Source organism: Notoacmeibacter ruber, from assembly GCF_003668555.1.
Classification (GTDB): Bacteria; Pseudomonadota; Alphaproteobacteria; order Rhizobiales; family Rhizobiaceae; genus Notoacmeibacter; species Notoacmeibacter ruber.
Window position 1 is genome coordinate 116,834 of sequence record NZ_RCWN01000001.1, and the last position, 26,100, is coordinate 142,933.

General features: G+C 59.5%; 25 protein-coding genes. 16 read left to right on the forward strand and 9 right to left on the reverse strand.

The genetic code is table 11. From position 1 onward, the window contains the following. Positions 1-149: 149 nt before the first annotated feature. Positions 150-2,630 carry a DNA topoisomerase (ATP-hydrolyzing) subunit B gene (gene gyrB, locus D8780_RS00555; protein ID WP_121643884.1) on the forward strand — a complete coding sequence of 827 codons (2,481 nt, stop codon included), beginning with the start codon at positions 150-152 and terminating at the stop codon, positions 2,628-2,630. 39 nt (positions 2,631-2,669) lie between these two features. On the opposite strand, the gene D8780_RS00560 is transcribed toward gyrB, so the two are convergent. After that, positions 2,670-3,884 (reverse strand): GGDEF domain-containing protein, encoded by a 1,215-nt coding sequence (locus D8780_RS00560; RefSeq protein WP_158598399.1) that lies wholly within the window; start codon positions 3,882-3,884, stop codon positions 2,670-2,672. 269 nt (positions 3,885-4,153) lie between these two features. Between D8780_RS00560 and D8780_RS00565 the strand changes: the two genes are divergently transcribed. The 4 genes from D8780_RS00565 (at position 4,154) to D8780_RS00580 (ending at position 8,489) form a co-directional block, all read left to right on the forward strand. Next, complete coding sequence (locus D8780_RS00565; protein WP_121643886.1) at positions 4,154-4,699, forward strand: hemerythrin domain-containing protein; 546 nt, start codon at positions 4,154-4,156, stop codon at positions 4,697-4,699. A 173-nt stretch (positions 4,700-4,872) separates the two neighbouring features. Then, complete coding sequence (locus D8780_RS00570) at positions 4,873-5,517, forward strand: ribonuclease D (RefSeq protein ID WP_121643887.1); 645 nt, start codon at positions 4,873-4,875, stop codon at positions 5,515-5,517. Between the two features lie 104 nt (positions 5,518-5,621). Continuing rightward, on the forward strand, positions 5,622-7,802 hold the full coding sequence (locus tag D8780_RS00575; RefSeq protein ID WP_121643888.1) for a transglycosylase domain-containing protein: 2,181 nt from the start codon (positions 5,622-5,624) through the stop codon (positions 7,800-7,802). Positions 7,803-7,874: 72 nt separating this feature from the next. After that, entirely contained in the window at positions 7,875-8,489 is a 615-nt protein-coding gene (locus D8780_RS00580; protein ID WP_121643889.1) for a DedA family protein, read from the forward strand. Between the two features lie 54 nt (positions 8,490-8,543). Here D8780_RS00580 and D8780_RS00585 read toward each other — a convergent pair whose 3' ends face one another. Together D8780_RS00585 and D8780_RS00590 are read right to left on the reverse strand one after the other, a co-directional pair. Continuing rightward, positions 8,544-8,996 (reverse strand): host attachment family protein, encoded by a 453-nt coding sequence (locus D8780_RS00585; RefSeq protein ID WP_121643890.1) that lies wholly within the window; start codon positions 8,994-8,996, stop codon positions 8,544-8,546. A gap of 47 nt (positions 8,997-9,043) precedes the next feature. Continuing rightward, entirely contained in the window at positions 9,044-9,274 is a 231-nt protein-coding gene (locus D8780_RS00590; protein WP_121643891.1) for a hypothetical protein, read from the reverse strand. A 233-nt stretch (positions 9,275-9,507) separates the two neighbouring features. Between D8780_RS00590 and D8780_RS00595 the strand changes: the two genes are divergently transcribed. The 5 genes from D8780_RS00595 (at position 9,508) to gdhA (ending at position 14,170) form a co-directional block, all read left to right on the forward strand. Next, positions 9,508-9,792 carry a DUF2849 domain-containing protein gene (locus D8780_RS00595; protein WP_245412207.1) on the forward strand — a complete coding sequence of 95 codons (285 nt, stop codon included), beginning with the start codon at positions 9,508-9,510 and terminating at the stop codon, positions 9,790-9,792. Between the two features lie 11 nt (positions 9,793-9,803). Further along, the gene (locus tag D8780_RS00600; protein ID WP_121643893.1) at positions 9,804-11,468 is read left to right on the forward strand and encodes a nitrite/sulfite reductase; all 1,665 of its coding nucleotides are present in this window, start codon (positions 9,804-9,806) and stop codon (positions 11,466-11,468) included. Next, positions 11,443-12,186, forward strand: a complete 744-nt coding sequence (locus tag D8780_RS00605) for a phosphoadenylyl-sulfate reductase (protein ID WP_121643894.1) — start codon at positions 11,443-11,445, stop codon at positions 12,184-12,186. Before D8780_RS00600 ends, D8780_RS00605 begins: the two co-directional genes overlap by 26 nt. A gap of 3 nt (positions 12,187-12,189) precedes the next feature. Next, entirely contained in the window at positions 12,190-12,708 is a 519-nt protein-coding gene (locus tag D8780_RS00610) for a DUF934 domain-containing protein (RefSeq protein ID WP_121643895.1), read from the forward strand. Between the two features lie 118 nt (positions 12,709-12,826). Further along, positions 12,827-14,170, forward strand: coding sequence for an NADP-specific glutamate dehydrogenase (gene gdhA / locus D8780_RS00615; protein ID WP_121643896.1), 1,344 nt, complete (start codon positions 12,827-12,829; stop codon positions 14,168-14,170). Positions 14,171-14,194: 24 nt separating this feature from the next. On the opposite strand, the gene panC is transcribed toward gdhA, so the two are convergent. Next, positions 14,195-15,064 carry a pantoate--beta-alanine ligase gene (gene panC, locus D8780_RS00620; RefSeq protein ID WP_121643897.1) on the reverse strand — a complete coding sequence of 290 codons (870 nt, stop codon included), beginning with the start codon at positions 15,062-15,064 and terminating at the stop codon, positions 14,195-14,197. A gap of 2 nt (positions 15,065-15,066) precedes the next feature. Next, complete coding sequence (gene panB, locus D8780_RS00625) at positions 15,067-15,909, reverse strand: 3-methyl-2-oxobutanoate hydroxymethyltransferase (protein WP_121643898.1); 843 nt, start codon at positions 15,907-15,909, stop codon at positions 15,067-15,069. Positions 15,910-16,085: 176 nt separating this feature from the next. Between panB and D8780_RS00630 the strand changes: the two genes are divergently transcribed. Further along, entirely contained in the window at positions 16,086-17,039 is a 954-nt protein-coding gene (locus tag D8780_RS00630) for a GNAT family N-acetyltransferase (RefSeq protein WP_121643899.1), read from the forward strand. Further along, a complete protein-coding gene (locus D8780_RS00635) occupies positions 17,039-18,055 on the forward strand; it encodes a polysaccharide deacetylase family protein (RefSeq protein ID WP_121643900.1) in 1,017 nt (338 codons plus the stop codon). Before D8780_RS00630 ends, D8780_RS00635 begins: the two co-directional genes overlap by 1 nt. A 51-nt stretch (positions 18,056-18,106) precedes the next feature. On the opposite strand, the gene D8780_RS00640 is transcribed toward D8780_RS00635, so the two are convergent. Continuing rightward, positions 18,107-19,501, reverse strand: a complete 1,395-nt coding sequence (locus tag D8780_RS00640; protein WP_121643901.1) for a dipeptidase — start codon at positions 19,499-19,501, stop codon at positions 18,107-18,109. A 384-nt stretch (positions 19,502-19,885) separates the two neighbouring features. On the opposite strand from D8780_RS00640, the gene polA reads away from it, so the two are divergent. From polA to D8780_RS00655, 3 genes are all read left to right on the forward strand, one after another. Further along, positions 19,886-22,831, forward strand: coding sequence for a DNA polymerase I (gene polA, locus D8780_RS00645; protein ID WP_121643902.1), 2,946 nt, complete (start codon positions 19,886-19,888; stop codon positions 22,829-22,831). Continuing rightward, positions 22,828-23,079, forward strand: a complete 252-nt coding sequence (locus D8780_RS00650; RefSeq protein ID WP_121643903.1) for a hypothetical protein — start codon at positions 22,828-22,830, stop codon at positions 23,077-23,079. Before polA ends, D8780_RS00650 begins: the two co-directional genes overlap by 4 nt. Before the next feature lie 327 nt (positions 23,080-23,406). Beyond that, positions 23,407-23,565, forward strand: coding sequence for an entericidin domain-containing protein (locus D8780_RS00655; RefSeq protein WP_121643904.1), 159 nt, complete (start codon positions 23,407-23,409; stop codon positions 23,563-23,565). A gap of 91 nt (positions 23,566-23,656) precedes the next feature. Here the strand turns inward: D8780_RS00655 and D8780_RS00660 are convergent, their stop codons facing one another. The 3 genes from D8780_RS00660 to D8780_RS00670 form a co-directional block, all read right to left on the reverse strand. After that, positions 23,657-25,030: an NAD-dependent succinate-semialdehyde dehydrogenase gene (locus D8780_RS00660; RefSeq protein WP_121643905.1), complete on the reverse strand. Its 1,374-nt coding sequence runs from the start codon at positions 25,028-25,030 to the stop codon at positions 23,657-23,659. Positions 25,031-25,110: 80 nt separating this feature from the next. Then, entirely contained in the window at positions 25,111-25,374 is a 264-nt protein-coding gene (locus D8780_RS00665) for a DUF7218 family protein (protein ID WP_121643906.1), read from the reverse strand. Between the two features lies 1 nt (position 25,375). Continuing rightward, positions 25,376-25,735 carry a hypothetical protein gene (locus tag D8780_RS00670; RefSeq protein ID WP_121643907.1) on the reverse strand — a complete coding sequence of 120 codons (360 nt, stop codon included), beginning with the start codon at positions 25,733-25,735 and terminating at the stop codon, positions 25,376-25,378. Between the two features lie 128 nt (positions 25,736-25,863). Between D8780_RS00670 and D8780_RS00675 the strand changes: the two genes are divergently transcribed. Beyond that, positions 25,864-26,085, forward strand: a complete 222-nt coding sequence (locus tag D8780_RS00675) for a hypervirulence associated TUDOR domain-containing protein (protein ID WP_121643908.1) — start codon at positions 25,864-25,866, stop codon at positions 26,083-26,085. Positions 26,086-26,100 lie beyond the last annotated feature (15 nt).

Genomic DNA, 26,100 nt, shown 5'->3' on the forward strand with positions numbered 1-26,100 from the left:
CAACCGAAGCGCTGTGCCCCGCACCCGTGCCAACTCGCTGCCGGTTTGGTTTTTAAGACGGAAATGCCTATATTCAAACGGATTTAGACGGGCGATTCGAGCGCGGAATTGAAGTGCTTCGAACAAGCCCTCCTCAAGGCGGAGTTTGTATGAGCGAAGCGTCGGCGGAACGGAACGACGGTGGCCAGTATGGCGCCGATTCCATCACTGTTCTTAAGGGCTTGGATGCGGTGCGCAAGCGCCCGGGCATGTATATCGGTGACACCGATGACGGTTCCGGTCTGCACCATATGGTCTATGAGGTGGTCGATAACGCGATCGATGAATCGCTTGCCGGCCATGCCGATCTCGTCACCGTTCAGCTCAATGCGGACGGCTCGTGCACCGTCATCGACAATGGCCGCGGGATTCCGACCGATATCCACAAGGAAGAGGGGGTCTCTGCCGCAGAAGTCATCATGACCCAGCTTCATGCCGGCGGAAAATTCGACCAGAACTCCTATAAGGTCTCCGGCGGCCTGCATGGCGTCGGCGTTTCGGTCGTGAACGCGCTGAGCAAATATCTCAAGCTGCGGATCAATCGTAATGGCAAGACCAATGAGATGAGCTTCACCCACGGGGTGGCTGATGCGCCGCTTGAGGTGACGGGCACTTACGAGGAGAGCCGCGAGCCTTACACCTATGAAGGTCGTTCGGGCTCGGCGATTACCTTCCTGCCGTCCGAGGAAACATTCACGAAAACAGAATTCGATTTCGGCACGCTGGAGCATCGCTTGCGCGAACTGGCGTTTCTGAATTCGGGCGTTCGTATCGTTCTGATCGATCAGCGCCATGCCGACGAAAAGAAAGTCGAGTTGTGGTACGAGGGCGGGCTTGTCGAATTTGTCCGCTATCTGGACCGGGCCAAGAAGCCGCTGGTCGACGATCCGATCCATATTGTCGGAGAGCGGGATGGGATCACCGTCGAGCTGTCGCTCTGGTGGAACGACAGTTACCACGAAAATGTCCTCTGCTTCACGAACAACATTCCGCAGCGCGATGGCGGGGCACATCTCGCCGGCTTTCGCGGCGCGCTGACCCGCCAGGTCACCGGCTATGCCGAGCGGTCCGGCATGATCAAGAAGGAAAAGGTCAGCCTGACCGGCGATGATTGCCGTGAGGGCATGACGGCTGTTCTCTCGGTAAAGGTGCCGGATCCGAAATTCTCGTCCCAGACGAAAGACAAGCTGGTTTCATCGGAAGTCCGCCCTGTCGTGGAGGGCCTCGTCAACGAAGCGCTCGGCACCTGGCTCGAAGAGCATCCGAACGAAGCCAAGGCGCTCATCGGCAAGGTGGTGGAAGCCGCCGCTGCGCGCGAGGCGGCTCGCAAGGCCCGTGAACTGACAAGGCGCAAGGGCGCCCTGGATATTACCTCGCTGCCCGGCAAACTCGCCGATTGTCAGGAGCGCGATCCCAGCAAATCCGAAATCTTCATCGTCGAGGGTGATTCCGCTGGCGGTTCGGCCAAATCCGGACGTTCACGAAAGAACCAGGCCATTCTGCCGCTCCGCGGCAAGGTTCTGAATGTCGAGCGCGCCCGGTTCGACCGCATGATCTCGTCCGACCAGATCGGCACGCTCATCACGGCGCTCGGCACCGGTATCGGCAAGGACGAATTCAACCCGGAAAAGCTGCGCTACCACAAGATCATCATCATGACCGATGCTGACGTTGACGGCGCCCATATCCGCACATTGCTGCTGACTTTCTTTTTCCGTCAGATGCCGGAACTGATCGAGCGCGGCCATCTCTTCATTGCACAGCCACCGCTTTACAAGGTGAGCCGCGGCAAGAGTGCTGTCTATCTCAAAGACGAGCCCGCTTTCGAGAACTATCTGATCGATAGCGGTCTCGAAGACGCGTCGCTCGTTCTGGCCGACGGGGAAACGCGCACGGCAGTTGATCTGCGCGCATTGATCGACGATGCTCTTGCCGTTCGCAGCCTGCTGAACGGCCTGCACAGCCGCTACGATCATGCCATCGTCGAGCAGGCGGTTATCGCCGGCGCGCTGGATCCGTCGATCCTCACCAACGGCGATGCCCAAGCCACGGCAGACCGTCTGGCCGAACGGCTGGATCTGATAGCCGACGAAACGGAACGCGGATGGGAGGGGCGTGTCGCCACCACCAACGATCCGAGCGCGATTTCTTCCGGCGGCTATATGTTCGAACGGACCGTACGCGGCGTCAAAGAGGTCGTCTATCTGGATGCGGCCTTGATCAATTCTGCCGATGCGCGGGCCCTACACCGGTATCATGAACGGATGGCAGCCATTTACGGCAGGCTGCCGCAGCTGCGCCGCAAGGACACCAGCCAAACCCTCTCCGGCCCGCAGGCGCTTCTGGACGCGATCTTCGCAGCCGGTCGTAAAGGTATTCAGATGCAGCGATACAAGGGCCTCGGCGAGATGAACTCCGACCAGCTCTGGGAAACGACATTGGACCCTTCCGCGCGTTCGCTCCTGCAGGTGAAGGTGAACGACGCCAACGACGCCGACAGTCTGTTCGCCCGCTTGATGGGTGACGATGTCGAGCCGCGCCGCGACTTCATTCAGGAAAACGCGCTTTCGGTGGCCAATCTGGACGTGTAACGCCAAGCCAGACCGGCCTTATCAGGTGAGGCTCTGGATCTAGAGCGCGGCGGCGGCAGCCTTGTCGTCGCCGCTCTGTTTTTTGCGCAGCCTGGATGGTGGGCAAACGCGGTTTCGACCGGACAATTTGGCGTTGTAGAGAGCGCTGTCAGCTCCCTCGATCAGTTCCTCAATCGCGTGCGAACTGGCTGGTCCCGCCATGACCCCAAAGCTAGCAGTCAGGTAAAGGCATTCCTCTTCGATATCGAGGCTCATGGTTTCGAGCGCATGGCGAACACGTTCGGCAAACTGCTTTGCGGTGGTGAGGTCGGCGGCCGTCAGCATAACAAGGAATTCTTCGCCGCCATAGCGAACGGCCATATCGCTCGTATCTCTCAAATTCTTTGATAATAAATCGGCGACCTTCTCCAGACACCGGTCCCCGATCGTATGCCCATGGCGATCGTTCAACGACTTGAAATGGTCGATATCCAGCATCACGATCGCGATGGAGATATTGTCTTGCGCAAGCCGTTCCCAATTGGCGTTGACCCATGAGTCCAAATGGCGGCGATTGGAAAGGCCGGTCAACGCGTCCCGATTGGCCGCTTCCTCCGACTGGTTTCGATGATGCTCGTCCTGAAGCCGGCGCAGGAAAGCGTGTCGCGTGTCGCGTTCCATACGCGCGTTCGCACTCAAGGTCAGATAGGCAACGGCGATGATCGTGCTGATTCCGACCAGTTTGACGGAGAAGGGCGCAGAGCCGACGATGAGCGTCGTTGAATAAAGCGCGGTGATGAGCGCCGATGCTCCGAGGGCAAACCGGCGATCCGGACGGATAACGACGTTCATGTAGATTACGATCGGGATCGCCAGATATTGATACTGCTCCTTGGCGACGCTCTCACTGGCCGAGTAGACCATCATGATCTGCGCGATCATGAGGATAGGGATGCTGACGGCGAGAAGTTGGGGCACCACCGGCCCGTGAACATTCTTGAGGGATAGACCCACGACCAAAATCCAGATCGAGACCATCCCTAGATGAAGCATCAGCGTCAGGCCGAAGCTGTCCGGCACGAGCAGATAGTCCGCAATCAGAAAGGCGTTGTAGATGAAGAGCGATGGAATGATGGTACTGCGCAGATATCCGACGTGATATTGCCGCACGTAGGAAAGGTACGCCGCCTCAAGAGCGGGCGAGAATTTCCCTGTCCAACTCTTCTGGCGAATGGCCGTCTCAAGATCAGCCTGCGTGATCGTCGACTGTTGCACCTTTGCTCCTTCGGGAACGAGTCCGCTCGCGACGCTGCACTCCATCGACTCATGCGCTATCGCGCACTATTTCCCGCCGGTGCTTACAATTTCGTTGTCTGATATCCTAAATTTTTGCGATCGCGGCAGAAATGCGTTCTGATCTCGCAGTCAAGTCGAGAAACTTTCGAAAGCCATAACGCACGCGTTCTTCGCGTTCGACGTGATCTGTCGTCGAACCGCGCCTCGAACCGGAACAGGTATATACTGTGAAACAGCCAGAACAGAATATGGACGACCTCGACGAAACCGCGCGTCCACCGGTGCCAAAATTCGACAGCGAACCCGCGCAACGGGCTGGCAGTCGCCACCTTCAGGCGATCCATGAGCATCACAGGCGCCAGTTAAGTGGCTTGAAGCGCATGTTTGCTGAGATGGAGCAGGGGGCAATCTCTCCGGAGGAAATGGCGGCAGCAACCCAGAATCTCTCCATGACCGGCAATCTGCGCAGGTTCGGAACGCTTTGCGGCCAAGAATGCCAGGCTCTCGTCTTCCATCATCAGATCGAGGACGGTGCGATGTATCCGCAGCTTCAGCGCAGTGACGAGCTCAATGCCGTTATCTCGCAATTGATGGCCGAACATCAGATCGTCCACGCCCAGATCGTTGCGCTGTGGGAGGCGACGACAGCATTTCTGGAAACACCTTCCGATACTGTCCGCCGGGAGAAGCTCGGTCAGGCCATCGAACGTCTTGAGAAGACTGTTCTGTCGCATTTCGGCTATGAGGAGGACGCGCTTCTCGATGCGATCGACCATTACGGCGTGATGATTTGAGGGACTGCTTCTGCTTGCTCCGGAAGGTTTTGCGCAGTTGCCCAACAGGCGCGCCATTACTCTTTACAAGCGACAGTGTTTTCGCCAAACCGGACGTCCAATAATATGGCACGACAACTGTCAGGACGTGCTTGTCCTCACAAAATTGATCGATCTGCGCCTATGGAATAGGCATGTTCGCGCCGAATGGAGACTATGTGACCACGATCCGCTATCACAAGGGTGACCTGCCCGATTTATCCAACTACCAGGTCGAAGCGGTGGCGATTGACACCGAGACCATGGGTCTGGAGCCGCATCGCGACCGGCTCTGCGTCGTGCAGCTCTCGCCGGGCGACGGCACGGCGGATATCGTTCAGATCGCCAAAGGGCAAACTTCCGCGCCCAATATCGAGCGCCTGCTCGCCGATCCCCAGATCACAAAGCTGTTTCATTTCGGCCGGTTCGATATCGCGTCGCTGTACAAGGCCTTCGGAACGCTGGCCGAGCCCGTCTGGTGCACGAAGATCGCCAGCCGCCTTATCCGCACCTACACCGACCGCCACGGACTGAAGAACCTTTGTGAGGAGTTGATCGACGTACAGCTCTCCAAGCAGCAACAGTCCAGCGATTGGGGAGCCGACCATCTGTCCGATGCACAGCTCGAATACGCCGCTTCGGACGTGCTCTATCTGCACCGGCTGCGTGAAAAGCTGCAGGAAAGGCTGGTCCGTGAGGACCGCGCGGAGATGGCCGATGCCTGTTTCGCCTTTCTGCCCATGCGTGCGAAACTGGACCTCGCCGGCTGGCCCGAGAGCGATATTTTCGCGCATAGCTGAAGCCGTTCGGCCTTCGATAAATACTAAACGGCCCGTTAATTCGCCGCATTTATCCTGCTTTCGATTCTTCGGGGAATTCCAGAACGAAGCGGGGCAGACCTTATATGGCGGGACGCAAGAAAAAGGTGCGCATTGAACCGCGGCTGGACGGGCCGACCGTCCCGAACAGCAGCCGCGAAAGAACTGTGCCCTCCAGCCAAAAGAGGTCCGCTCGCAAGAAAGCCGGCCCGAAGAATGGCGCCCGCCGAAAGAGTTCTTCTGGACGCAAGCAGCGCGGCTTCTTCGGCGGCCTTGTCTACTGGTCCGTCACGCTGTCGCTATGGATGGCCATCGGCCTTGGCGCGATCTTCGGATATTATGCGCTGAAGATGCCCCCAACGAGTGAATGGGCCATCCCGGACCGGCCGCCCAATGTGCGCATCGTCGATGTCGATGGCGACATGATCGCCAATCGCGGGATGACGGGCGGCGAAGCCGTCGGCCTGGAAGATATGAGCCCTTTCATTCCGCAGGCCGTCATCGCCATTGAGGACCGGCGTTTTTATCATCATTTCGGGGTCGATCCGCTCGGCATTGCGCGCGCGGTCTATACCAATCTGACGCAGGGCGGCCGGGCCCAGGGTGCCTCGACCCTGACCCAGCAGCTTGCTAAAAACCTCTTCCTGTCGCCGGAGCGTTCGATCGAGCGCAAGGTGCAGGAAGCGATGCTGGCGCTTTGGCTGGAGCGGAAATATTCCAAGGACGCCATCCTGCAGATGTATCTGAACCGGGTCTATTTCGGCTCGGGCGCCTATGGCGTCGAGGCAGCGTCCCGGCGTTATTTCAACAAGAGCGCACGGGAAGTGACGATTGACGAGGCGGCCCTCCTCGCCGGGCTTTTGAAAGCGCCGTCCGCCCTGTCGCCGGCCAAGGCCCCGGACAAGGCGAAAGCGCGGGCGGAAGTTGTTCTGGCGGCCATGAGGGATCAGGGTATGCTGACGGATAATCAGTTCGTCACCGCCATGAGTGCGCCCGTGACGCGTGCTGCCGCCCACTGGACCGGGTCCGAGCATTACGTCGCAGACCATGTGATGGACGAATTGCCCGGCCTGATTGGCGACGTTCGCGACGATCTCGTCGTCTACACCACCGTCGATCTCTCTTTGCAGAAGATGGCGGAAAAGGCCATTCGCGAACGGATTGCCGAGCATGGCGCGGAAAAGAACGTCAGCCAGGCCGCGCTGGTCTCGCTGGACGGGACAGGCGCGGTGCGCGCGCTGGTCGGCGGCCGCGATTACGCAAAAAGCCAGTTCGACCGGGCGACGGAAGCGCGCCGCCAGCCCGGCTCGACCTTCAAGCCCTTCGTCTATCTCACCGCCATCGAAAATGGCTGGCGGCCCGAATCCATCGTGACGGACGCTCCCGTCCAGTATGGCAAATGGGCGCCGGAAAACTATGGCGGCAAATATTATGGCGAGGTGACCCTGGCCGAGGCGCTGCGCCGTTCGCTGAATTCGGTCGCGGCGCAGCTCATCATGGCCGTCACACCGGATCGGGTCGTCGATACCGCCATGCGGATGGGCATTGAAAGTCCGCTCGAAATCAATGCGTCTCTCGCTCTCGGCACCTCTGAAGTCACGCCGATGGAACTGGCTTCGGCCTATGTGCCCTTCGCCAATGGCGGCTATCGCCCGATGCTTCACATGATCGATCGCGTTGAAGACCGCAATGGACGTGTTCTCTACCGCTTCGAAGGCAACGCCCCGCGTGTCCTGTCCGAAGAAGCGCTTGGCATGATGAACTACATGATGAACGGCACCATCGAAGCGGGCACGGGTCGCAATGCCGCGTTCGGCTGGCCCGCAGCCGGCAAGACCGGCACGACCAATAAAAGTCGCGATGCATGGTTCGTCGGCTATACGGCCAATCTCGTCACTGCCGTCTGGTTCGGCAATGATGATGGCGAGCCCATGAAAAACGTGACCGGCGGCTCGATGCCTGCCCGGGCGTGGAAAGAGTTCATGCAGACGGCGCATCAGGGCCTTGCCACGCGGCCGCTACCCGGCCATTTCGTTCCGTCCCTTTCGCCAGGCGTTCCTATGGCGCAGCACGGTGACGGGCCTGTCGGGTCGGTCAATGCCGGTAACAGGTTCGATGAAACCGAAGCCAAGATCCGCCACATCATATCCGGCGGACAGAGAGGCGACCCCCGTGAGGTGCGGCCCGAGGTGGGCGTCGGTGACCGGGTTATCGGACGGGTTCGCGATGGAGCCGACGGCTTCCTGGATCGCATCTTCGGCCGCTGAACCGGCCAGCCGCAACTCAATCATTCCAAGACAGCCCCGCCTTTGCGGTGGCAAAGCAGAACCGAGGTCGAAATGTTCGAGTGGGTAACCGGACTTCTGGAGCGGGGCGGCTATTTCGTCATTGCCCTTCTCATGTTTCTGGAGAACGTCTTCCCGCCGATTCCGTCCGAAGTGATCATGCCGCTGGCGGGCTTCAACGCCGCCCGCGGCGAACACAACATCATCGCGGTCATCGTGGCCGGCTCGCTCGGTTCGCTCGCGGGCGCGCTTCTCTGGTATTATATCGGCCTTTGGATCGGTACCGAGGGGCTGAAGCGCTTTTCGAAACGTCACGGCCGCCTGCTCACCCTGACGCCGCAGGAGATCGATCAGGCGGATAAATGGTTCGAGCGGTACGGCACATGGGCCGTGCTGTTCGGGCGGCTGATCCCGACGGTGCGCACCTTCATCTCCGTGCCTGCGGGCATCAGCGACATGACCCTGCGGCGCTTTCTTCTCTTCACGGCCATCGGTACGGTCATATGGACAGCCTTTCTGGCCCTGGCGGGCTGGTGGCTTCAGGACCGCTATGAGCAGGTTTCCGGCTGGATGGGGCCCGTCTCCAATGTCGTGGTCGGCATTATCGTTCTCGCCTATCTCTATCGGGTCGTAACGTTTCGGCGGAAAGTGCCGAAAGAAGAACGATAAAAGCGAAACGGGCCACCCAAGGGCGGCCCGTCCAGCATCAGAACTTGTATTATCTCAGCTCTGTAGAATTTTCTCGATCTCGTAGATCGGGTGATTGGCCAGTTCCTTGTCCACTTCACCGACGATCTTGTCGGACACTTCCTTGTGATACTCCTTGCGCATATCGCCGAGAATGCGCGGTGGCGCGGCGACGATCAGGCGATCAATCTTGCCGCTATGCGCCATCTTGTAGAGCTTATCCGCGAGGTCCCGGGCAAAGCGCTCCTGACCTAGGCGATGCCAGTCCGTGTCCTCGACTGCGCTTTTCTGCGCGCCGCCGGCCCCGGCATCGTTCAACCGGCCCCGCCGATTGGCGCTCTGCTCACGATTTGGCGGGTTTTCGTGATGCTCTTCGCGGAAGACGTCGAGGTTTGGGTAATCGTCATCGCCTTCATTGCGAAGGAAAAGCGCCTTCTCCCCATCGGCGATGAGTATGATATCGCCATGCTGCATCTTAAAATCAGCCATTGGTAAATCCCTTTTTCTTATATCTGAACAAGCGCAAACGCAGTCGATCAGCCATTATCGCCTTGATCGGCCTCATCGCTCTTGGTCACGCGCGTGGCGCCGGCAGGCTTTTCGAAGGATCGTTTTTCCTCGTCCTCCTTGGCGATCTTTTTGGCGGGCTGCCCGCCGCTCGTTCCCTGCTGATCGACATTGTTGGGGACGCCGAACGATTCCGACGTTTCAAGACGGGTCTGACGTTCCCCCTTCTTCTCAAGCATTTCGCGCGTTTCTCCTGCCATGGGAGTTTCCTTCCGTCTCCTTGTGTCGTCGTGAAGCAACGCGGACCAAGGCACCCGCGTTCCGCAATCCGCACAGCGGAATGGCTTTGCATTGATTGAGCGTTTGACGAAAAAGCCGTTGCGCCTTGCCTGCTGAAAGGCACCGCCATTTCTTCAGACTATGGCGCGCTCATCCCATCTTTAGTCCCAACATGGCGGAAACCGCATTCCGCCGAAATGCACGGAGCGAAAGCGTGGCTCTTAAGGTCCTGACAGCAAACCGTCTGACAGATGGCGAGGTCGTCTACTTCAACCAGGAAGATGGGTGGATCCATACCCTGTCCAATGCCTCGGTTGGCAGTGACGAGGAGACGGTCGCGGCTCTCAACGAAGCCGGCGCAGCCTCTGCGGCGCGCAATGAGGTTGTGGACGTCAATCTGATTGATGTCTTTCAGGAGGGCAGCGCGCTTCGCCCCGCCAGGCTTCGCGAGATCATTCGCGCAGCCGGCCCGACCACTCATCCCGAATTCGCCCGTTAGGACGAGATCTCATGTATCGTTATGATGAATTCGATGCCGCGTTTGTTGCGGCCCGTACCCGGGAATTTTCCGATCAGGTGCAGCGTCGCCTTTCGGGAGACCTGACCGAAGACCAGTTCAAGCCGCTGCGGCTGATGAATGGCGTCTACTTGCAACTGCACGCCTATATGCTGCGCGTCGCGGTTCCCTATGGAACGCTGAATGGTCGCCAGATGCACAAGCTGGCGCACATCGCGCGGACCTATGACCGCGGATACGGCCATTTCACCACGCGCCAGAACATCCAGTTCAACTGGCCGAAACTGTCGGATATTCCGACCATTCTGGAAGAGTTGGCCGAAGTCGAGATGCACGCCATCCAGACCTCCGGTAACTGCATCCGCAACGTGACGAGCGACCAGTTCGCCGGCGCGGCCGCCGACGAGGTTGCCGATCCGCGCCCCTATGCGGAGATCCTGCGTCAGTGGTCTTCTATCCATCCCGAATTCAGCTATCTGCCGCGCAAGTTCAAGATCGCCATTACCGGAGCCGAGGATGACCGCGCTGCCATTCAGTTTCACGATATCGGCCTGCAGGTGAAGAAGAATGAGGCGGGCGAGCTTGGCTTTGCCGTCTATGTCGGCGGTGGCCAGGGGCGGACGCCCGTCATCGCCAAGCTGATTGCCGAGTTCGTTCCGGAAGAGCATCTGCTTTCCTACGTTACGGCCATTTTGCGGGTCTACAATCTGTATGGCCGGCGCGACAACAAGTACAAGGCGCGCATCAAGATCCTCGTCAACGAGATGGGCTTGGAGACCTTCAAGGAAGAGGTCGAAGCGGAATGGACGCATCTGAAGGACGGCGAACTGACGCTTCCGGATGAGGACGTAGCCGCTATCACCGCCTATTTCGAGCCGCCGGCACTGACGGACCGGGCTGAGGGTGTCGTCACCGAAATCGCCGCGCGCAAGCGTCTGACCGGCTTCGAAGACTGGCGCCGCCAGAACATTTTCGCTCACCGGCATCCCGACTATGCGGTCGTGACGATCTCACTGAAAGGTATCGGCGAGATCCCGGGCGACGCGACGGCGGATCAGATGGACGCCATCGCCGAGCTTGCAGAGCAATATTCCTTTGACGAATTGCGTGTGACGCATGAGCAGAACCTCGTCCTGCCACATGTGGCGCGAGCGGATTTGCCTGCTGTTTTCGAGCGGCTTGTCGAGATCGGTCTGGCAACGGCAAATGCCGGTCTTGTCACCGACATCATTGCCTGCCCAGGCCTGGATTACTGCGCCCTTGCCAATGCGCGCTCGATCCCCGTGGCACAGGATATCTCGACCCGGCTCGCCGATCGCCAGCAGGAAATCGGAGAGCTGAAGATCAAGATCTCCGGCTGCATCAATGCCTGCGGCCACCACCATGTCGGCCATATCGGCATTCTGGGCGTCGAGAAGAAAGGTACCGAACTCTATCAGGTCACACTGGGCGGCTCAGCCGACCAGCATGCCGCGATCGGCGAAATTATCGGCCGCGGCTTCGCACCCGAGGAAATCGGCGGCGCCATCGAAACCATTGTCGATACTTATCTCGAGGGACGCCAAGGCGCCGAGGAAGCTTTCCTCGCTTATTTGCACCGCGTCGGCCCCGCACCATTCAAGGAGGCGCTCTATGGCCCTTCATCAAAAGCAGCCTGAGAATTTTTCATCGGTCGAGGAACAGGCCGCCTGGCTCGACGAGACCTACGGCCATCTGCCGGCGGCGGAGATCGTCCGTCTGTCGATCGAGCGCTTCTTTCCCGGCGCAATCGGTACCGTCTCGTCCTTCGGCGCCGATTCAGCCGCCCTCCTGAAGCTGATCGCTGATGTCGATCCGGCGACGCCCGTCATGTTTCTTGATACGGGGCAGCATTTCGGCGAGACCATGGCGTATCGCGACGATCTTTCAGCAGACCTCGGACTGACCAATCTGCAGATCGTCCATCCCAAGGCCGAGATGCTCAGCCGGCTTGACCCGGCGAACGATCTTTACAAGACCGATACCGACCAATGCTGTGATATCCGCAAGGTCGAGCCCATGGCTCGCGCCGTTGCACCGTTCGATGCGTGGTTCACCGGACGCAAGCGCTATCAAAGTGCACAGCGCGCCGAAATGCCGGTTTTCGAGGCCGTCGGGCCTCGCATCCGCATCAATCCGCTTGCGCGCTGGACGACGGAAGACCAGGCCAATTTCATGCGCCAGAACGATCTGCGGGAAAATCCGCTGATCGCCTTCGGCTATCTGTCCATTGGCTGCTTTCCCTGCACACAGCCCTCCACGGATGGCGATGAACGCTCCGGCCGCTGGGCTGGGCAGGCCAAGACGGAGTGCGGTATTCATCTGGAAGGACTCGTCGCGATGGACGGGCAGGGATAAGCCATGAACGAGCAGAAATCCGCAATCTGGAATGGCGAGACCTTCGTCGAGGATGAGTGGGTCGAGGCCGAGACCATAGAAGCTCTGGTGAAGTCACGCCCGGCCATCTTGCCGCTGACCGCCTGGCAGGCCCTCGATGACGAGCGTAAGCAGGCCCATGGTGCGCCGATCGGAGTCCGGATCGAACCGGGTGACGATATTTCGGCAATCCTGGACCATCTGACCACACTGCCCCTCATCGCCCTTTCCTTTCCGGCCTATACGGACGGACGGAGCTACTCCAAGGCCGTGCGGCTACGCCGTGCCGGCTATACCGGGACGATCCGGGCTGTCGGCGACGTGCTGTATGATCAGGTCGACCACATGATCCGCACCGGCTTTTCGGAACTGGCGATCAGCAACGAGCAGACCTTGAAGAAACTCCGGAACGGCGAAGAGCCTGGCATCGACCAGCGCTATCAGCCGTCCCTCGACAAGGAGAGGAAGACCAACCGTTTCGCCTGGCGGCGTCACGCCGCCTGAGGCTGGCTGGTCTCGTTTCCTAAAACGGCCTGACACCCCTAGCCTGGCCGGCCGCGGCTTGTCGCTCTTCGTTTGTGGGATATCTCCCGCGGCTGACGGAAGAGCAGGAGCAGCGGGAATGAGCAAGGCGGTCGACGACTATATCAATGATTTCATGGCGGGGTTGGAAAAGCGCAACCCAGCCGAGACCGAGTTCCACCAGGCCGTCCGCGAAGTCGCCTGTTCCGTCGCGCCCATCTATCTCGACCGCGAAGACTGGGTCAAAGATCAGCTTCTGGAACGTCTGACCGAGCCGGACCGTATCGTTTCGTTCCGCGTGCCTTGGGAGACCGATGACGGGATGATCCGGGCCAACCGGGCGTGGCGCGTCCAGTTCAATCACGCCGTCGGCCCCTACAAGGGGGGACTCCGCTTCTCCGACAGCGTAACCGAGAGCGTGCTTAAGTTTCTCGGCTTCGAACAGACCTTCAAGAACGCGCTGACAGGCCTGCCAATGGGCGGCGGCAAGGGAGGCTCAAACTTCAACCCCAAGGGCAAGAGCGAGCGCGAAGTGATGCGCTTCTGCCAGTCGTTGATGAACGAGCTTCACCGGCATATCGGCGAAGATATCGACGTGCCCGCCGGCGATATGGGCGTCGGGCCGCGAGAGATCAGTTTTCTGTTCGGCCAGTATATCAAGATCAACAATCGCTGGGCCGGCGTGATGACCGGCAAGGGGATCTGTTTCGGCGGCTCAGCGATGCGCACGGAAGCCACCGGATGGGGCGTCGTTTATTTTCTGCGCGCCATGCTCCATCGCATCGGTGAGGATATCGAGGGCCGGACGTTCTGCATTTCGGGCGCTGGGAATGTTGCCATTCACGCGGCGCAAAAGGTTCTCGACTGCAAGGGCACCGTCCTTTCCCTCTCCGATTCCGACGGCACACTCTACTTTCGGGACGGGATGAGCCGCGATGATCTGGATGCGATCGATACGTTGAAAAGCGAGGGCGGCAGCCTTGCCGATTACGATGGCAAAGGGACATTCCGAAAAGGCAAGACGCCATGGACGATCAAATGCGACGTCGCGCTGCCTTGCGCCACACAGAACGAAATGGGCGACGATGATGCCAAGGCTCTCATCGATAATGGTGTGATCGCCATCGTGGAAGGCGCCAATATGCCGCTCGCGGCCGACGCCGTCGAACGGGTTCGCAAGGCGAAGATCCTTTACGCGCCCGGCAAGGCCGCCAATGCCGGCGGGGTAGCCGTTTCGGGCCTGGAGCAGACGCAAAACGCGATGCGGGTCTCTTGGTCCGGCGACGAAGTGAACAAGCGCCTCGTGGAGATCATGGAAGATATCCATGGCCGCTGCCTTGAGCATGGCACGACGAGTGGCGGGCATGTCGACTATGTCGACGGCGCCAATATCGCGTCGTTTCTCAAAGTGGCGTCAGCCGTCAGAAGTTATGGCGTCTGGTGAGAAACGGGAAACGCCGCTGACCGGTCAGCGGCGTGCCTTCTTCACCGGAATATTGTCGATCAGTCTCACGCCGCCGATCGTTGCGGCGGCAAGGAGCCGTCCCTCGCGGTCGCGTTCATCCATCGGCTGCAGGTCATCGGCACCGACGATTGCGAGATAGTCGATCTTGTCGAAACCGGCTTCCAGAATGACCGCCTGCGTTCGGTTGAGGGTTCCGGCAAAATCCGCCCCCCCTTCAATGGCATCGACAGCATTTGTCATGGCCTTATAGAGACTCGCCGCTTTCTTCCGGTCCTCCGGCGAGAGAAGCTGGTTGCGCGATGATAGGGCCAGCCCGTCCTTCTCGCGAATAGTCGGCGCCGCAACGATCTCGACGGGGATGTCCAGATCGCTCACCATCCGTTGAATGACGGCGAGCTGCTGAAAATCCTTCTCCCCGAAAACAGCGATATTTGGGCGCGCCTGGTTGAAGAGTTTGCAGACGACGGTTGCGACCCCGGCAAAATGGCCGGGTCGATGCGCGCCCTCCAGCGGCAAGGCGGGACCCTCGACGATCACGCTTGTGGCAAAGCCCTCGGGATAGATCTCGTCGGGCGCCGGCGCATAAACCAAGTGAGCGCCAACCTCGCCCAGCAACTCCCGGTCGGTGTCCTCGCTACGAGGATAGTTCGCCAGGTCGGAGCGATTGTTGAATTGCTTCGGATTGACGAAGACACTCACCACCACCCGATCACATTTCTTCAGGGCGAGACTCACGAGGCTGGTATGGCCTGCGTGAAGCGCACCCATGGTGGGCACGAGGCCCACCCTGAACCCATCAGCTTTCCATGCCGCCACCTGGCGGCGCAGTTCATCGATCTGGCGGACCAGCGTGATGGTTTGGCTATCGGCCATTTTCAGTTCCTTGGTGTTTTCGCCTTCGGCGCTTCATCGCCGAAAAGATGTTCGGAGGCTGGAAAACGTCGCGCACGCACTTCCGATGCATAGGAAACGATTGCGTCTCGCCCGACCTCCGCCCAGTTGCCGTAGCGTTTGACGAATTTCGGCTTGAAGTCCTCGAAGAGACCGAGCATGTCATCGACGACAAGGACCTGACCGTCGCAATTGGCTGAGGCACCGATGCCGATGGTTGGAATATCGATCGCTTCCGTCACCTTTTCCGCGACCGAAGCGGTCACTTTTTCGATCACGACCGAGAAAGCGCCGGCTTCTGCGATGGCCCGTGCATCGGCGAGAACGTTTTCGGCGTCCTCTCCTCGACCTTGCACCTTGTAGCCGCCGACCGTGTTGATCGCCTGAGGAAGCAGGCCGATATGCGCCATGACAGGGATGCCCCGTTCGGTCAGGAAGCGGATCGTCTCCGCCTGCACACGGCCGCCTTCGAGTTTGACCGCGCTCGCCTGGCCCTCCGTCATCAGGCGCACAGCGCTTGCCAGCGCCTGTTCCGGTCCGGCCTCATATGTGCCGAACGGCAGATCAGCCACGAGGAGCGGGCGGGTCAAACCGCGCCGTACCGCCTGGGTGTGCATGATCATCATGTCGAGCGTCACGCCAAGCGTCGAGGGCAGGCCGTGCAGGACGACACCGACAGAATCGCCCACGAGCACCACATCACACTGATCATCCATCAGTTTGGCGATCGGCGTCGTATACGCTGTCAGACAGACAATTGGATCGCCGCCCTTCATCGCCTGAATCTGCGGTGGAGTAAGGTTCCTGATGATTCCCGTTGCGCTCATTGACGGTCGGCCTCCCTTTCTTCGCCACAGAAGATGCTGCGGCGCGGCACCGTTAACATTTTTACCGGCCCTCGCCATAGTCATCTTGTGTGTCGCGGGACCCCGGCAGAAGGTTTAACCCGATGGAAAAGTCCCGGCTCTAGGGTGCTCTGATATCCTGTTGGGAGGTGCCGCGCATGGACCTGATGGTCAGCGCTTCAGTGGAAGACGACCCCGATTACGAAGAGACGGCACGCATTGCGACGCTTGCGTTTGGCCGCGAAAATGCCCCTTTCGCTCCCAGCCGATTCGAATGGTTCTACAATTGTGCCTTTTCGGAGGGCGCGACGATCGTTCGCCTTACCGATGACAGGACCGGCCAAAAGGTTGGCCAGATCGCCTTGGTCAATCATGCGATTGCCACTCCGGACGGCGTGGTCACCACAAGCGAGATGGTCGATCTTTTCGTTCTTCCCGATTATCGCGGCTCAAAACGCCTCCGGACACTTTTCGATGAAGTAGAACGTCAGTTTCGCGACCAGGATATCCGCTTCTCCCTCGGCGTGCCCAACAAGAAGTCCCTTTCGGTCAATGACCGTTTTTTCCACTTGAAGCCCTATCGCAAGCTCGACATTCGCGGCGGCGTGCGCTCGCCTCTCGGCTCGCAAAAACCGCTTTTCAGCGAGGAAGTGACGGATGCCGGCGCAAGCCACGTTGCCGAACTGTTCGCGCCTTATGCGACGTGCCCGCACGACGCGGGCCTTATTTGGGACGGTCCGCGAATGGCGGCGCGCCTTGCCAATCCCGTCCAGCGATACGGGCTGCATGGGACGCCGGAGCTTGCCCTCGTTTCCTCCCCGCGGACCTTCAGGAACATGCCCATAACACTGCTCATCGGTTTCTTTTCCCGAGGCGGTGAGACCGTCAGCAAGAACAGTGTCTCGGCGCTCGTCGCAGCCGCGACGCGGCTATGGCGGCGGCCTGCTTTCCTCTATATCGGCGTGCATTCGGCAATTGAGGCGCTGCCGGGATGGCCCCTTGCCGATTGGATGCGCTTCTCACCGATGACCCTTCACCTTCGGGATTTTGCCCCGGACGGTCTTCCGCTCGATCTTGACCGTTTCCAACTCATCGATTTCGATTTCGGCTGATGAAACGTGTTGCCCGACATCTTGCCATCCGCTCTGCCCTCGAAGCGATCGCTGCGACCCATCCGCGCGCGCCCATTCGTCGCAAGGCGGGACACAGCCTGATTTTCACGATGCATCATGTATGTCCGGCCGAAATGAAGCCGTTCGACCCGAATGCGGGACTTTCGATCACCCCTGAATTCCTCGAGACAGTGATCGAAGAATGCCGCGCCTGCGGGTTCTCGCCGGTCAGGCTTCACGAACTGCCGCAACGGCTCGCCGCCCACCCCAAAGGCCGTTTCGTGGCCTTTACGCTCGACGATGGCTGCCGGGACAATCGCGACCATGCCGCGCCAGTCTTCCGGCGCCATAACGTGCCCTACACATTATTCGTCACGAAAGGATTTGCGCGGCGGAGCGCGACCATGTGGTGGGAGACGGCCGAAGCCGCTATCCGCGGCGCCGATCACTGGAACCTGGACGGCCAGCCGATGTGCTGCGAAACGATCGCGCAGAAGAACGAGGCCTATGCACGGACCGTGGCTTTTCACGCATTGGCCGGCAACGACAACGCTGCGGTAACCGCGATCGAACTCGCGGCGGAAGAGGTCGGGATCGACGGCCTTGCGATCGTTCGAACTCAAACCCTGAGCGAGCGTGAGTTGAAAGCGCTTATCACGAGCGACGACCTCGCCGATTTCGGTGTCCACACGCTGAACCATCCTGCGCTCGCCAAATTACCAGAAGACATTATGCGGCGCGAGATCACAGAGTCCGTTTCATGGATTGAAGAATTGAGCGGGCGGCGCCCCGCCGCGATCGCCTACCCCTATGGTCACGAATGGGCCTGCGGCGAGAGGGAAGCGAATGCCGCTAGGGAGGCGGGGCTCAGCATCGGCGTCACAACCCGACCGGGCAAATTGGCCCGGGTCTTGTCGCAATCCATGCTTCTGCCGCGCGTCTCGCTTAACGGCCTCTATCAGGAGCGACGCTTCGTCAGAGCCTTTCTCTCAGGACGGCTCCTGAAGGAAACCTGACCAGCCTTCCCTTGCACGCATCCGATCATCCATCCGGCGATGAACTGCCGCTCACGATCCTCTTCTGGCTAAGGCAGTGAGAATACGGGCCCAAGAACGCATGCCCTTGTGAAAGCTTGTCAGCCCGTATTTCTCGTTCGGCGAATGAATGCGGTCATCGGCAAGGCCGAAGCCGACCAAAAGGCTTTCCATGCCAAGTTCGTTCTGGAAAGTGCCCACAATGGGGATGGAACCACCCATGCCGATGATCGGCGCCTCGACGTTCCATTCTTCCGTCAACGCCTGCTTGGCGGTTGTCAGAAGCGACGACTGGTAAGGCAGTTGCACGGCCGGCGAGCCGCCATGCGGGTGGAATTCGACCGTGCAGTCGGCCGGCAGGTGGCTCTCTACGAAATGCCGGAAGTTTTCGCGGATCGCGTCGGGGTCCTGATCGTGGACGAGGCGAAACGAGACCTTGGCGGTGGCCTTGGCGGGGATGACGGTCTTGAAGCCTTCGCCCGTATAGCCGCCCGAAATGCCATTGATCTCGGCCGTCGGGCGCGCCCATGTCAGCTCCGCAATCGAGCGGCCGGCTTCACCGGACGGTTTCGAAAGGCCGATCGAGCCAAGAAAACCATCTGGCGTGAGGTCGAGTGCGTCCCAGCTTTTTTTGATGTCGTCAGGCGTTTCGTTCACGCCCTCATAGAAATTCTTGATGGTGACCCGTCCGGTCTCGTCATGCATCGCGCCGAGAATGGATGACAGGATCTGGAGAGGATTGGCCGCCGCGCCCCCGTAATAGCCGGAGTGCAAATCGCGATCGGCCGCGTGGATGGTGATTTCTTCGCCGACAAGGCCACGCAGCCCACCAGAAATGGCAGGCGTCTCCGCGTCCCACATATTGGTGTCGCAGACGAGTGCGAAATCGGCCTTCAGTTCCTCCTTGTTGGCTTCGATGAAGGGAAGGAGCGAAGGCGATCCGCTTTCTTCTTCGCCCTCGAACAGGATCGTCACGCGGCAGGGCAGCGTGCCTGTTTCCGCAATCAGGGCGCGGCAGGCCTCGACGAAGGTCATTAGCTGGCCCTTGTCGTCTGCGGCGCCGCGGCCGGTAATCACCTGGCGTCCATCACGTTCGACGATTTCCGATTGAAAGGGATCGCTGTTCCATTCGGAGATCGGGTCGACCGGTTGAACGTCGTAATGGCCGTAGAACAGAGCGTGCGGTGCATCCGGTCCTGCGCCGTCATGATGAGCGACGACCATGGGATGCCCCGGCGTTTCCCGAACGGATGCCTCGAAGCCGATCTCGGCCAGATCCTTCTTCAGCCACTCTGCGGCTTGGCGGCAGGCGCCGGCGTAGTCCGGATCGGTCGAGATTGAGGGGATGGCGATGAGAGCCTTGAGATGGTCGAGTGCGCCATCCAGACGGTCGTCGAGGCGTGAAAGCACGGAATCGAGAGAGGACATGAATCATCCATTGCGGTTATGTTTGCCGGCAACGGTAGGGCGCATGGCGCTCCTCGGCAAACACTCCCGATGCAATCGGACAAAGAAAAGCCGCCGTGGCGGAGGGGGAAGCCACGGCGGCATTCTACTGATCGGAAGCCAGCGAGAGGGGGACGCGGCTTTCCGTCGTCTCGTCCGGGAGGCGGGGGACGGGCCTCTTGTTCCGGACGGTGGCGCTTTTGGTGTCGCCGACCACTGACAATTGATATCTGGAAACGGGCAAAACAAGGGCAGAAGTATTACGCTTCTGTAATCTATTGCCGTTGTGCGAAGGATAGCCGAAATCCCTGCTGCCATCAACTGCGCAATAGACGAGTCGCCCGTGCCGCGCTAAGCGTTCCAACCATGAAAAAAGGCGATCATCTCTTCCTTGTCGACGGCTCGGCTTATATTTTCCGGGCTTATCACGCGCTCCCTCCTCTCACACGCAAATCGGACGGTTTGCCGGTCGGCGCGGTTTCCGGTTTCTGCAACATGCTCTGGAAGCTGCTGCGCAACGCCCGCGACACGGAAGTCGGCGTAACGCCTACCCATTTCGCCGTCATCTTCGATTATTCCTCAAAGACGTTCCGGAATGAACTCTACGGAGAGTATAAGGCCAATCGCTCGGCGCCGCCGGAAGATCTGGTACCGCAATTCGGCCTGATCCGCGAAGCGACCCGTGCTTTCGACGTAGCCTGCATCGAGCAGGAAGGGTTCGAGGCCGACGATATCATCGCAACCTATTGCCGACTGGCCTGCGAAGCGGGCGGCGATACGACGATCATCTCCTCCGACAAGGACCTGATGCAGCTCGTCGGTCCTACGGTCGGCATGTACGATCCGATGAAGGACAAGGAGATCGGCGTCGATGAGGTGATCGAGAAATTCGGCGTCCGGCCTGACAAGATGATCGAGCTTCAGGCGTTGACGGGCGATTCCATCGATAATGTTCCGGGTGTGCCGGGAATCGGGCCGAAAACCGCGGCGCAACTTCTCGAAGAGTTTGGCGATCTCGATACGCTGCTAGCCCAGGCCGAGACCATCAAACAGAAGAAGCGGCGCGAAAATCTGATTGAGCATGCCGATAATGCGCGTCTTTCGCGCGAACTGGTGCGCCTCCGTGACGATGTGGATCTGGAGCTTCCGCTCGATGCGTTGACCCTTTCGGATCTCAACGGACCGAAACTGATCGGCTTTCTGAAGACGATGCAGTTTACCACCCTGACCAAGCGTGTTGCCGATCAGACGGAAGCCGATGCATCCGCGATCGATGCGGCGGATGTGAAGGTGGAGTGGGAAAGCGCACACGGCCCGGATCTCGACCCTGGAGAGGGGCCATCGAAAGACGATGTGCTCGCCGCGCCTACGGAGGGTATGGCGCCGCAGGCGCTTGCCGAGAAGCGCGCTGCCGAAATCCGCGACATTGCCTTCGACCACAGTAAATATGAAACCGTCGGCACGCTGGAGCGATTGCGCGCATGGATCGCCGCCGCCCGCGATCAGGGCCATGTCGCCTTTGACACCGAGACCGACAGTCTCGACCCCATGCAGGCGAAGCTGTGCGGGTTTTCGCTGGCCGTCGAGCCGGGATATGCCTGCTATGTGCCCCTTTGCCACCGGGAGGGCGATGGCGACCTTCTGGGCAGTGACAGTCTCTGTGCAGGTCAGATTCCCGAGCGGGACGCGCTGAGCGCCCTGCGGGAATTGCTGGAGGATCCCGCATGCCTGAAGATCGGCCAGAACATCAAGTTCGATATGGTGGTCATGGCGCGATGCGATGTGGAAGGTGAGCCGATCGAAATTGTCAATTTCGACGACACCATGCTGATTTCCTATGTCATCGAAGCGGGGCGGACAGCCGGCAGCCAGGGCGGCCACGGCATGGATCCGCTGGCCGATCGCTGGCTTGGTCACAAGCCCATTCCGTACAAGGATGTTTGCGGAACCGGAAAGAACGCCGTCACGTTCGACCGCGTGACGATGGATAAAGCCACGGAATATGCCGCAGAGGATGCCGATATCACGCTGAGGCTATGGCTTGCCATGAAGCCACGACTGACGGCGGACGGTGTGGTCTCCGTCTATGAGAGGCTGGAGCGCCCGCTGGTGCCGGTCATCGGTAAGATGGAGCGGGCAGGCGTTTCGGTCGACCGGCAGATTCTCTCCCGACTGTCGGGCGAGTTCGGCCAGCAGGCCGCGGGTATCGAAGCCGAAATCTACGAGATGGCGGGCGAGAGCTTCAATATCGGCTCGCCAAAACAGCTTGGCGATATTCTGTTTGGCCGAATGGGGTTGCCCGGCGGCTCCAAGACGAAGACCGGCCAATGGTCGACCAGCGCGCGTGTCCTGGAAGATCTCGCGGCCGAGGGCCATCCCTTGCCTCGGCGCATTGTCGATTGGCGCCAGCTCACCAAGCTGAAGAGCACCTACACCGATGCGCTGCCCGGTTATATCCACCCCGAGACAAAGCGGGTTCACACCTCCTACCAGATGGCGGCAACCACCACAGGCCGCCTTTCATCGTCGGAACCCAACCTGCAGAACATTCCGATTCGCACGAGCGAAGGCCGGAAGATTCGCACCGCCTTCATCGCGGAGCCGGGCAACGTTCTGATTTCGGCCGATTACAGCCAGATCGAGCTGCGCATCCTCGCTCACATCGCCGACATACCGCAGCTTCGACAGGCTTTCGCCGAAGGGATCGATATTCACGCGATGACGGCAAGCGAGATGTTCGGTGTGCCCGTCGAGGGAATGCCCGGAGAGGTTCGCCGTCGAGCCAAGGCGATCAATTTCGGCATTATCTATGGCATCTCCGCTTTCGGGCTTGCCAATCAGCTTGGTATCGAGCGCAGCGAAGCCGGAGAATACATCAAGCGCTATTTCGAGCGCTTCCCCGGCATTCGCGATTATATGGACGCCACGAAGGCCTTTGCGCGCGAGCATGGTTATGTGGAGACCCTGTTCGGACGGCGCGCTTATTATCCCGACATCAAATCGTCGAATCATTCCGTCCGCTCCTTCAATGAACGGGCCGCAATCAATGCGCCAATTCAGGGCTCTGCGGCCGACATCATTCGAAGAGCGATGATCCGCATGGACGGCGTACTGGAAAAAGCGAAACTCAATGCCACCATGCTGCTGCAGGTTCATGACGAACTGATCTTCGAACTGCCCGAAAGTCAGGCCGAGGCCGCCATTCCCCTGATCCGTGACGTGATGGAAAACGCAGCCATGCCGGCGGTAGACATGGCTGTGCCGCTACAGGTGGACGCGCAGGCGGCCTCCAACTGGGACGAAGCGCATTGAGTTCGTTCGCCGATGGCCGCCGCATGCCCTGCGCCTTTCAGGCATGGTTATGTGTCGGCATCGTCGGCGCGACTCTCTTGTCGATCGCCGGTTGCCAATCGACCTCGGCGACCATGCGCCCTCCCGGTGCCGTGACCTCGGTGGACGGGCGCTTCTCTGATGATGGCGCTCCGATATGGGAACGGCCGCTCACCGAGGATGAACGCCTGATACGCCCCTTGGCCGTCGATAGCGGTGTCGAGAACTAGCTCCCGCCGACCGACTGTCATTTGTGCGTTACGCGTTCTTGCCATGATGACACTGCGCAGAAAACGAAACCCCGTTTCACTGCCGTGCCGCATCATGCCTGCCCCGTGCTGCGGCTCATCTTGAAGGCCGGATCGCTGCCCGATCCGGCCTTTTTCCACGACGAAATCCAACGCGCGAAATTTTCTTGCTCCCCGTTAGCAGTGCCGGGCAGACCCGCTAGGCTCGCGGGTCTGAAATCGGGCAATTCTGTGAAAATATTCGCTCCTGCGGGGAACCAGTTGGCTCTTGGCGATTTTCTCCCTCATAGCGAAAGAGGGAATACATCCATGAAAAATATTCTTTTCGTCACCGCACTTGTAGCGTTCATCGCACCGTCGCTCGCCGGCTGCGGCAACACGATCCGCGGTATGGGCCAGGATACGGCCAACACCGTCGATGCCACGCAGTCTGCGGTGGAAAATACGGCTGACGCAGCGGCCTATTGATTTAACGGCCGCCCATCTGGCGGTTGAAACGAAGGGCGATGGATTACTCCATCGCCCTCTTTTTATGCTGACAGGAAACCTGCCCCGACAATCAGACCGCTGGACTATCGATGGCAACCGTCTTCACATTCACGAATTCGCGGATGCCTTCCGCGGAAAGTTCGCGTCCATAGCCGGAATGCTTGACGCCGCCGAACGGAATGCGCGGGTCGGACGCCGTCATACGGTTGATGAACGTGCCGCCGGCGACCAGATCGCGGATGAATCGTTTCTGTTCGTCAGCATCCTTTGTGAAGGCCGCAGATGAAAGGCCGAAGCTCGTCGCATTGGCAATCTCGACGGCCTCATCGATATCCTTCGCTTTGAAGAACAGCGCGACCGGCCCGAAAAACTCCTCCTGATAGGCAGGAGCGTCTTTTGGAATATCGGAGAGGATCGTCGGCGCGTAGAACCAGCCATCGCGGTCTGGCACTTCGCCTCCGATGACGAGTTTGGCGCCGTCCTCGACGCTTTTCTTCACCTGTTCCGCCAATTCGTCACGAATATCCTCTGTCGCAAGCGGCCCGAGATCGATCGACTCTTCCATGGGATCGCCGATGGTGAGCGCCTCGAACTTCTGCTTGAAGCCGGCTAGGACCTGATCATAGACGTCCTCGTGGACGATGAAACGCTTGGCCGCGATGCAGCTTTGGCCGTTATTCTGGAGCCGCGCCTTCACGCCCGTCTCGATAGCCGCATCGATATCGGCGCTCGGCATCACGATGAAAGCGTCGGATCCACCGAGTTCGAGAACAGCCTTCTTGATATGCTTGGCAGCCTGGCTGGCCACCGCTGCGCCGGCCGGTTCCGACCCGGTCAGCGTGACTGCCTTGACACGTTCGTCATCGATCAGAGCTTCAATCTTGTCCGAACCGATCAGGAGGGTCTGGAAGCAGCCTTGCGGCAAACCGGCCTCTGAAAAGACCTCTTCGATCGCCATGGCGCACTGCGGCACATTGCTCGCATGTTTCAGAATGCCGACATTACCGGCCATCAGGTTTGGTGCGGCAAAACGGAAAAGCTGCCAGTACGGAAAATTCCACGGCATGACAGCCAGCACCAGACCAATCGGCTGGTAGGTCACGAATGTCTTCTCGGCCGCGCTTTCATGCGCTTCATCGGCGAGAAAGTCGGCTGCGTTGTCCGCGTAATAGCGGCAGACAGAGGCGCATTTGTTCACTTCGGCCTTCGCCTCTTCGAGACGCTTGCCCATTTCGAGTACGGCGAGGCGTCCCAGCTTGTCGGTTTGGGCCTCGAGGATATCGGCGACCCTGTTGAGGATCGAAGAGCGCTCCGCAAAAGAGGTCTCACGCCATTCGGCAAAAGCCCGATCCGCGTTTTCGAGAGCGCGTTGGACATGCTCATCATCGTGCGAAGCGAGTTCTTCGAATGTCTCGCCCGTGGCGGGATTCGTACTTTTAGGCATAAAAATCTCCTGATTGAAAAATCAAACGTGACAAAAGCCTGTTCAGGGGTAGGGCACAAAACTGCTGACCCGGCCCGATGCTAATTGTTGCGCAGCGCTTGGATCAGTTCATCCTTGGACATATCGGACCGCCCATCAATATCGAGCTCCTGGGCACGATCGTAGAGTTCGTCCTTCGTCCATTCTTCGTAGGGAGATGCGTTTCCGCCCTTTTTCGAAGGGTGCATATCGCTATTTTCCTGCGCATTGGCGATCGCCGCGGACTTCTGCTTCGAATAGCCCTTCCCGCGCAGCTCCTCATATGTCTCGTCATTTTTGACGGACGATCCGTGATCCTTTGTCATTTCAGTCCTCGTCCAGTTCCTCGTCGCGCTCGTCCGGCGACATGGTGGAGAGATTCTGGTCGTCCATTGCCGCGAAAAGGCTGGCGCCGCCATCCTCGTCTCCGTCGATCTCCGCGATCAGCCGTTCCACTTCCGTGAGCAGCCCGTCGAAGTCATGGCCGCGATCGGCGCTCTGGCGTGCATAGATCTCGTTTCGGATCTCTCGAAGACGACGAAGGCGCTCATCGCGAGGCTGGCTCGAGAACGCGATGCCCTCCAGATCGTCGACCGTGATCTCCTGGCTGATACCAGGTGAATCGCCGTCATCCCCGACACTCCGGTCATCCGGCACGATTCCGACTTCATATTGAAATTCAGGCATGGTGCATCCCTTCTCTGATTATTCTTCTGTTCTGCATCGACAACGCCCTGCTCTCGTTTTTCGTTGCAGGGAACCGAAGCGGAGCCGGCGGAATTGAGCCGGCATTGAACCAACGCGTGGAGAGAGTGATGGCGAAGGACTATCCGGCGAATACGAAAGTGGAGTGGGACTGGGGAAACGGCACCGCACAAGGCAAGGTGCAGGAGAAGTTCACCGAGGAAGTGACGCGCACCATCGACGGCACAGAGGTCAAGCGTGACGCTTCGGACGACAATCCGGCCTATCTGATCGAGCAGGATGATGGTCATCGCGTTCTGAAAAAGCACAGCGAACTTCGCAAGGCCAGCTAAGAGGTCAGTCGCCTG